Here is a 7,763-nt window from a genome sequence, read left to right on the forward strand (position 1 = left end):
CGCACCTGCGCCAGTTCATCGCTCAGGCCCGACAGACTTATTTGTTTATTCATGTCTTTATTTTACCACGCAGTGACATTTTCTGCACACAGTTTTCTGTGCGGTGTTGCCCTAATTAAAAAACTGTTTCTTTGGGGAGGCAGGGGGCAAATATGAGTTGTGAATTTATCTCTGAATTGAGAAGACTTAGCAAACTTTCAGCCGAAGCGGTGCAAAATCTTGACCACTTTGATCCGCTAAAAAAATATATGCATATTACCCGTCATACTGAAATTGATTTTAAACAACTGCTGCTGAAAATTGCAGAAGTTAATCATAAACAGCTCGTTTTGGTGTGTGGCAGTGCAGGAGATGGAAAATCTCATCTTCTGTCCTATCTTAAATATAGCGATCAGGATCAAATTCTGGATTCGTACACAATTATCAACGATGCAACAGAAAGCGATGCACCAAACCAGACGGCTATTGAAACTTTAGCTGAGAGAATCGCAGCATTTCGTGATGATCGTTTGAACGATGGTGGTCGTGAAAAGGTAGTGCTTGCGATCAATCTCGGTATGCTGAATAATTTTATTGATTCTGAACAGGGTAAATATTTCGGCAAACTGAAACAATATGTTTTAAACAACAATATTTTTAGTGTTGCCCAGCCGTTACCGTTCAATAAGGATGAGGTTTTCCACCATATTGACTTTTCAAATTATCAACTGTATACATTGACAGCTGATGGTGCGAGATCTGATTATTTGACCGAATTATTTGAAAAAGTTTTTGGCAATAACACGTGCAATCCTTTTTACAACACATATATAAATCAGGGATCAACTTGCCCTCATCACACGCAGTGCCCAGTTCGACACAACTTTGAGTTCCTGATGAAAGAAGACGTGAGAAAGCTTTTGATTCAGCGCATCATTGAAGTGTGCATTAAAGATAAGCTTGTTATTACTTCAAGAGATATTTTGAACTTTATTTTTGATGCAGTGGTTTCCCCAGATTTTGATGAGAAAAAACTTTGGAATCTTCTTAGCAACCCTGCCAAGTTTTTAGAAACATACATTTCTTACACGACGCCAATGTTGATCTTTGAAAATAGAGGAACGTCAAGTTTAATTGACTGCATGACAGAAAATGCAGCAACCAGTGATAATATCGAAAAACGTGATTGTGATGTACTTGATTTTTACGCCGCAGACGATATTACCCCTATCGTTTTGTCGGAGCTGAACGGTTCAGAGTATTCAGATATTTTGCATAGTATTGGTCTTTCAGCTATTGATAACGGCAGAGATCCCCTCAAAAAATATGTTTATAAATTTCTGCGGAATTATAAAAAGTTGACAGACAGTCAAGAGCTAAAAGCTGATCGACTATATCTGTCTTTTGTCCAAGACTTATACCATGCTTATGCTGGAAATATTAAGCATTTGAAAAATCTTTATAGCTCTGTTAAGCATAGTATCTATTCGTGGAATGGTACTTATGGAACCGATTTGATTTGCATAGATGATTCCAGCGATGATTACAGCATTTTAGAGCAGCTAAATATTAGGTATGATGTGGCCCAAGGAAGCGGCGACGATGAAGTATTGCAATTTGCACCTGTGATTATAGTACGTTTTAGCAATGAAACTAAAACTGAGCAGGTTTCTTTTTCGATTGACTATAGCCTCTATAGAGTGATTATGGCAATGAAGGATGGTTACTGTCCTACATCTCAAGATCGGAATGTACACGCTGACTTTTCCAGTGGAATTATGGCATTGTCTGAATTTGGCACAAAGAAATCGAGAGTTTATATCGTCTCAAAGAGAAAAACAAGCAATATGAAATTCCTGCTTGAAGAAAGCGACTTTGGGTATAGTTTTAAGGAGGTGTAATTCTGTGTTTATATTAGATCCAGAAATGATGAAAAAGACATTTCTTATGGGTGAAAACGGCACAAATTTTACACACAAGTCTGCACAACACATTAAACTATTCCCATTTACAGCTAATAACACGGCTACTATTATTACATCGTTTTCTGCTGTAATTGGCGAATGGCTTCGCCTTGCTTGTAATCAGAACAAAGTACCGGAATCTATGGAGGCAACTTTAAGCAAACTCGCAGATTCAATGGATGATATTGGAGCCTACGAAAAAGAACAATTATTACAGATAGCTCGGAGCATCTATTGGGATGATGACGAGAAGCATTCTCTTAGACCCAAAAGCATTACGGCTATGTGCTATATTCCCTGCGATGATCAGACTGCTCTGAAGACGGCGCAGTATCTTTATAGTGTATTGGCCGATAATGAAAACCTAAGCAACGTTGTAAATCAAGCAGCAGAGCACGCTATCAAGGAAGTCAATGTTTTGGAAAAAGCTGTATTTGAAGCTCTTCAAGCAAAAATTGAGCCGCCAGCTCCAATTGACCCTTACTATATTGTACATCTTGCTCCTCAAAAGATTTTTATGAAAGATCTGAAATTTATCCTTAAAAATACAGCAAGGACGAAAGAATACCTTGTGGATTTGCTGGAGTTTTATCATTTTTTCTATACAAGTCAAACTTGTTTGGCATTATCAAGATTTGAACATGGTGATAGGTACGAAATAGTTCCGCTTTATTTTAGTCTGGATTGGGAACGGACAAACAAAGCAAGAGAATGCTATAGATCGGGTTGGCAGCAGCTTCTGCCCGCAATCAAGCAGCAGTTTTATCATGCAGTTACTTTGGAGATTCTAAATCAGAATCCGACAGGTGAGCAGTTCGATTATATCGCATTAAGAGACTATGTTCAGAAAACAGGTATGGAAGAAGAGGTGGCGGCTCAGATTCGCAGTGTCTGCGACTTGTATCGAAATGCTATTTCGGACTGCAGTGAGTTAAATGATCTTCAGAAAAATGAGCAATTAGGAACTGTTTTTTCTGAAGTTAACTATTTATACGAAAGTGTTCGAACTCAATTTAGAAATACAGGACGTGGTAGAGTCAGTGATGGCTATGTAAAGCATTTTGAAACATTTTGCCACGATCGATTTCTGAAATCACGAGGTGCCAGTGGATTGATGCTGAATATCACGGAAGAATTTTTAATCTTCCTGACGAAACTTGCTATTCATGATGAAGAAAAATTGAGTTTGAATGAAGTGTTTCGCCAGTTTGAGTTAAGAGGCGTTTTTCTGGATCAACCATCTAAAGACGAAGTTGTCCAGTTTTATACCAAGCTGAATTTGATAGAAAAGAAGAGCGATAGTGGGGATGCGCAATATGTACGAAGAATTCTTTAATTACATAGCAACACGCATTATCAGCTATTTTGAGCAGGAATGCGATAATTTACATGACGGTGACCGGTTTTGCTTCAAGCTTGATAATGGGGAGTTGGTAGAACAGGTAAATGATGCATTATATGATATTACGCTTAAAAAGGATATTCAGGGCAAATTTTCTTATCAAGAAAAATATCATACATTTACTGTAAAACTTACAAATAAGGAGATTATTATTGCTGCGCAGGTCAATGGAATGACAGATGACTTCTTTGCTACGCTGCGAAATATTCCTTTGTCTATTAACAAAAATCCCATTTTGATGATTACCTGTGCACCAATAGACACAATTTCTAGTGCTACTCGTGATCTTTCAGCAAAAGGAATGCCTTTCTGTGCGGATGAGTTGCTCAAGACCATCGAACAAAACATAGAAGAGGCTCAACTGTCTGCAGCCGACCATGTATTGCTGATGCACGAATTAAAGCGAAAAAAGTCTGATCGTTTTGCGGATCGAAAGTCACTGTTTGAATATAAAGGCCTGTTAACATCTGTGTGCACTGGAAGAGTAAGCGAGGAGAGTTGGATTGATTTCCGTTTGCTTCCGGATGCAAATGGACTAGCTTTGAAATCTGATCCCAAAAAGCAGGAACAACAGATCGATGAAAATCACCGCGATTTTGAAATGATCGATAAGATTTTCAAATTTGGCAATTTACGTGATGGACTTGATAGTAGTTTTGACAGTAGCTTTATCAGTGAGTTGGAAAATAAAAAGCGTCAAGGAATCAACTGGTTTGAGAATCTTACCTACGCAGATGTAATGCGTTCAAAGGCTAAAAAGGAAAAAAAGCAGAATACACCTCTTATAATCGATAATGATTCCATTGTTGCTTATTGTGGTAGCCCGATAGAGTATGAATTTCAGCAAGATCAGAAACTTTTTATTCGAGATGGTGGTACCACGAAAGCAAAGCAACGTGAGAAACATATCCTGATTTATAATCCTGAAAAGAAGGAAACGGTCACGATTGCTGTCCCTTTCAATATAGCTGTTCGTAAAGACTTAATTATGATAAAAGACTCCAATATAGCGACAAATTTAGGGGAGTCTAAAGAATTACGGTTACAAATTCAAGCAGATGGTTGCGTATTTACTAATGTGGATATACGTGATCCCAGCAGTGATACGGCAGTATTCCATCTCAAAATCTGTATTTTAGACCTAAATCCTTCTTATTTGGAAAATCTTCAGACATGCTATAAAATCGAAGGTAGTGGTAAAAAACGCCGCATTATTGCAGAGGGTATTAAAGAGTGCCTAGTCATCAATCCAGGGGCATCAAATCAGATCAGTGCAGTTGTAGCAGAACAAGAGATTTATTCGTGTAATTTTGATACAACATTGACATTGGTATTAGATGAAAATAGTGTTTCTCCGGATAATGGCAAAGTTCTTTTTAATCTTTCCTGCGGATCTATACAGATCCCTTTGGGCATTTCTGATGATACGGTAAAGCCGTCCAAATTGACTGGTGTAAAAGCATTTAAGCAAAAAAATGAGCGGCAACGTGGGTTTGAATACAGGAGCGGAAAAATCATTATGGGTACCACCCCCTATTATGCAGTTGGTGGTTTTGAAGAAAATCTAAAATGTGAATCCTTTATTGTTGAAAAACAAGCGCTATACGTAGTCAAAAATCTTAATGGCGAATACAATTCACAGGAAATTGAAATTCCTGAGGATGTAAGAGATGCATATATAAATTTTCTTTCCATTTTTAAAAATCGCAGACAGTTACCTAGTCTGGCTTATTATGACGAAGATTTATGTAAAGCGGCTGAAGATTATGTTATAACCTATCAGAAATTTTTGAGTCGGGTCAAAGAAGGTGACATTCTAAGTCCAGAGCACAATAATACGCTCAAATTAGGAATGGTGTATGATCCATCCCGAAACTCTATTGCGTTTTCGCCTGTTCATCCTTTGAATGTTATGTATCAGCTTCAGATCCGTCAGGAACTGGGGCTTGGTAGTGTGCGTGATGATATTGTCAATCGTCTGACATCTGCGAATCTTCTTCCTTATATCAAGGATGATCAGCAGACAATTTATGAAATTGTTGAGCAGGATGAGTCGCCGGAGTGGAAATATTATACCGCTATTGATGGGGACCGATATAATGAAATTCGGGATTTTGTGCCTAAGTTAGTTGCGGAAAAAATTGAGGAGTATTATGCCCATTTTAGATTTCTGTTCAAAGATATCGGCGATCACCGTATGATTTTGAGCCTACATAATTTGGGCGATTGCAGAGAAATCTTTTTAGGCATAATTCGATATTTCAAGCGACAAATTGCTGATAACTGTATACCTGATGAGATTCTGAATTTTGAAGTCAATATTTACAGCGACAGGGACGCTATATCACACTATAATGACTTCTCTGTTTTGTCAAATTTGAAGCGTACAAAAGAATATCTCTGCGATATCGATGGAAAATATGAGTACAACTCCGACTTGTCAGCTATGCTCGTCAGCAAAATACAATACTATATTCATAAGGAAACAGATGATACGTATCGATATTCCCACATTGCATTTTATGAAATGTTATCCAGCGATAAATGTGGAGATAGCCAGATTTCCCGGCTGACAACGGGTACGTCGTTGAATGGAATTATCTCCGGTGTGCCGTCGGTCTTAGATGAGGGTTGGTACAAAACTGGGTTTGGAACCAAATATGCTCCAAAGACTCCACTAAATGATTTTGCTGCACTACTGAATTCAATTTACCGTGTTGCCTATTCAAGTAGCACCTATACTCCGGATCATTGCATCACAACTGAAGTACATAAAAAATCCAGCCTTCAGCTTAACAAGGTTTATTCTGCCGCCAATTGGGTGGTGTTTGTTGACCCTAAAGTAGATCTAAGCTTTTTCTATCAGGATGAGCAATCCAAAGATTTGCTGATCATCCATTATGGCGACCAGAATTCCTCTGCAAGTGGCTATAATGCTATTACAGTAACACGCAAAGCCGAGCAATATGAGCGCATCATTACCCAAGAGCTGGCAAAGAAAAATGTCAAAGCCGATTCAACCGCAGCAAAACGTATTATTGATTTCTTCAATGCGGTCAATGGCCGTTGGCTGCTTCGACTGATCTCTTCGAAGAAAGCGCTTGACAGTACGTTCAGCAGAGAGAAAATGAGCATCATTTCTGCTGTTAAATTTGCAATGGCGTACTATACCCACGATAATATTGTTTGGGTACCAGTGTCCCTCGAAGAGTTACTTAGAGTATCTGGAAATACAGGCCTTTCTCAAAATAATGGGTTGCTTTCAGCTAAAAATCTGTCTTTTGATCACGGTGCTACCTGTGACGATTTGCTGTTGATTGGTATTGAAAAATCGGAGCAGGGAATTTATGTGCACCTTCATCCTATCGAAGTTAAAATCGGGCTGAATGATGCAGGGGTTATCGAGAAGGCCAAAGGTCAGATAATCAATACCCATAATGGTCTGCTTCATGCGTTGTGGCCGGATGGAGAAGAACGAAATACTATTGAACGGAAAGTTGTTAGAAACTTTGTTATGCAGCTTGCAATTCTGAGTTGTGAAAAGATGAAGCTGTATGATATTTATCCGGAGGAAACATGGCAGCTTGTCCTTGATGAATGCCGGGAAGATTTGTTAAATGAAAACTATGAAATTTCCGAGGCAGTAAATGAATACATCGGTATTGGGACCATTATTTCCTTTAAGCAAAGTGAAAGCCTTATTTCCGGTGTAATCGATTCTGAAAATAATATTGCCATTCTTCAACTGCCTGAGCATGAGGGCTACGAGTACTTGGTAAAAACTGTTGCTGAAGTTGCTTGTGATATAGAATTGTCTAAATTTCTTCCTCCGAAGCTTTCGAGGTTTTATACATCGGATCACGCTGAAGCAGTAAAAGAATATGAGCAGCAAAAAGAAGCTCATAAGGAAGCAATGAGAGAGATTCAAGATGAAAGCCAGGAAGACAAAACAGAACCTCAAGAGAAAGAAACCGATAAAGGATCTGTTGAATGTTCAGAAAACTTGACCTTGGTTACTCCAGAGCCTCTCAAAGAGAAAGCGGACGATGATCGGGAAATTAGTGTTCTCTTTGGGCAAGATCAAAATACTGGTATGCCCTTATTTTGGCATCCTGGAAATACGGATGAAGTATTCCATACGAACACAGGTATCATCGGAACAATGGGTACCGGAAAAACGCAATTTACTCAATCATTGGTTGCTCAGCTATATAGAGAAAGAGTAAATAACGTAGAAAGCTCTGACATTGGTATTTTAATCTTCGATTATAAGGGTGACTACAACGAGAGCAAAGAAAATTTTGTGAAGGGTCAATCCCAAATTTTGTGTAAACGCTAAATTGTGGTGCAAAATAGAGCAAAAATATTTTAAGGCGGGAGCGGCGCAAGCTGCTGCCGCCTTTTCTACAAAAATAACA

Annotated in this window: 3 protein-coding genes; all 3 read left to right on the forward strand. The window is 38.6% G+C overall.

Annotation, left to right across the window (positions count from 1 at the left end; all coding sequences use genetic code 11):
• Nucleotides 1–152: 152 nt before the first annotated feature.
• Genes dptF through ACTNBK_RS16205 form a run of 3 tightly spaced genes read left to right on the forward strand, consistent with a single transcriptional unit; the run spans nt 153 to nt 7,684 of the window.
• The gene (gene dptF, locus ACTNBK_RS16195) at nt 153–1,880 is read left to right on the forward strand and encodes a DNA phosphorothioation-dependent restriction protein DptF (RefSeq protein WP_087414566.1); all 1,728 of its coding nucleotides are present in this window, start codon (nt 153–155) and stop codon (nt 1,878–1,880) included.
• Nucleotides 1,881–1,884: 4 nt separating this feature from the next.
• Nucleotides 1,885–3,279, forward strand: a complete 1,395-nt coding sequence (gene dptG, locus ACTNBK_RS16200) for a DNA phosphorothioation-dependent restriction protein DptG (RefSeq protein WP_441147655.1) — start codon at nt 1,885–1,887, stop codon at nt 3,277–3,279.
• On the forward strand, nt 3,260–7,684 hold the full coding sequence (locus ACTNBK_RS16205) for a helicase HerA domain-containing protein (RefSeq protein ID WP_441147657.1): 4,425 nt from the start codon (nt 3,260–3,262) through the stop codon (nt 7,682–7,684). Before dptG ends, ACTNBK_RS16205 begins: the two co-directional genes overlap by 20 nt.
• Nucleotides 7,685–7,763 lie beyond the last annotated feature (79 nt).

Source organism: Intestinimonas sp. HCP28S3_D6, assembly GCF_052065695.1.
In the GTDB taxonomy this organism is placed as follows: Bacteria; Bacillota; Clostridia; order Oscillospirales; family Oscillospiraceae; genus Intestinimonas.

Bases quoted from the DNA above. Each gene is read 5' to 3' on its own strand.
- dptF (WP_087414566.1), top strand. From the start codon at position 153: ATGAGTTGTGAATTTATCTCTGAATTGAGAAGACTTAGCAAACTTTCA.
- ACTNBK_RS16205 (WP_441147657.1), top strand. From the start codon at position 3,260: ATGTACGAAGAATTCTTTAATTACATAGCAACACGCATTATCAGCTAT.